1 protein-coding gene is annotated in these 1,699 nt (G+C 69.4%); it reads left to right on the top strand.

Translation table 11 applies throughout. From position 1 onward, the window contains the following. Window positions 1-1,699, top strand: a 1,699-nt coding sequence (gene carB / locus ACK5KK_RS14920) for a carbamoyl-phosphate synthase large subunit (protein ID WP_416890873.1), incomplete at both ends; no start/stop codon positions are given.

Genomic DNA, 1,699 nt, shown 5'->3' with positions numbered 1-1,699 from the left:
ACGAGCCCCGGTCGCAGGCCGAGCTGCTCGACATCGCGCAGACCCCCACCGACGGCCGCATCGTCGTGGTGCAGCAGGCACTGCGCAAGGGCGCCACGATCGACCAGGCCTTCGCGGCGACGAAGATCGACCCGTGGTTCCTCGACCAGATCGTGCTGATCAACGAGGTTGCCGCTTTCGTGCACGCCGCAGGTGAACTGGATGCCGACACTGTGCGCGTCGCGAAGGACCACGGCTTCAGCGACGCCCAGATCGCCGAGTTGCGCGGGATCTCCGAGACCGTGGTGCGCGGGGTGCGGCACGGGCTCGGCATCCGCCCCGTCTACAAGACGGTGGACACCTGCGCGGGGGAGTTCCCCGCGCTGACGCCGTACCACTACTCGTCCTACGACACCGAGACCGAGGTCAGGCCGTCCGAACGGCGCAAGGTCGTCATCATCGGTTCGGGCCCCAACCGCATCGGCCAGGGCGTCGAGTTCGACTACTCGTGCGTGCACGCGTCGTTCGCGTTGTCGGATGCCGGGTTCGAGACCGTCATGGTCAACTGCAACCCCGAGACCGTCTCGACCGACTACGACACCAGCGACCGGCTCTACTTCGAACCGCTGACGCTCGAGGACGTGCTGGAGGTGCTGCACGCCGAGAGCCAGTCCGGGCAGATCTACGGCGTGGTGTGCCAGTTGGGCGGGCAGACCCCGCTCGGGCTGGCCAAGGGCATCGAGGCGGCCGGATACACGATCCTCGGCACGTCGCCCGAAGCGATCGACATCGCCGAAGAGCGCGAGCAGTTCTCGCGGCTGCTCGACCGGGCAGGCCTGGTCGCGCCCCGCCACGGCACGGCGACCGACGAGGCTGGCGCCGTGGCGATCGCCGAGGAGATCGGCTACCCGGTGCTGGTGCGCCCGAGCTTCGTGCTGGGCGGCCGCGGCATGGAGATCGTGTACGATACCGCGAGCCTGCACGACTACTTCGCCCGCATCGCCGACCAGGCGATCATCGGCGACGGCGCACCGCTGCTGGTCGACCGCTTCCTCGACGACGCGATCGAGATCGATGTGGATGCCCTCTACGACGGCACCGACCTGTACATCGGCGGCGTCATGGAGCACCTCGAGGAGGCCGGCATCCACTCCGGCGACTCGTCGTGCACGCTACCGCCCATCTCGCTCGGCCGCACCGAGGTCGACCGGGTCCGCATTGCGACGCTCGCGATCGCGGAGGGGATCGGGGTGCGCGGGCTGCTCAACGTGCAGTATGCGGTCTCGGCCGGGGTGCTGTACGTCATCGAGGCGAACCCGCGTGCGAGCCGCACGGTGCCGTTCGTGTCGAAGGCGCTCGGCATCCCGCTCGCGAAGGCCGCTTCGCGCGTCATGGCCGGGTCGAGCATCGCGTCGCTGAAGGAGGAAGGCCTGTTGCCGGAGCAGGACGGATCGCGGGTGCCGCTGGACGCGCCCGTGGCCGTCAAGGAGGCGGTGCTGCCGTTCAAGCGGTTCCGCACCGCCGACGGCGAGACGGTCGATTCGGTGCTCGGCCCCGAGATGCGCTCCACCGGTGAGGTGATGGGCATCGACCGCGATTTCCCGACCGCGTTCGCGAAGAGCCAGACCGCGGCCTACGGGGGCATGCCCACCAGCGGCACCGTGTTCCTGTCGGTCGCCGACGACGACAAGCGGGCCGTCATCCTGCCCGCCCACCGGCT

The organism is Microbacterium sp., assembly GCF_047972865.1.
GTDB lineage: Bacteria > Actinomycetota > Actinomycetes > Actinomycetales > Microbacteriaceae > Microbacterium.
The sequence above is the reverse complement of the archived record's forward strand: the minus strand, read 5'-3'. Positions and strand labels throughout refer to the sequence as shown.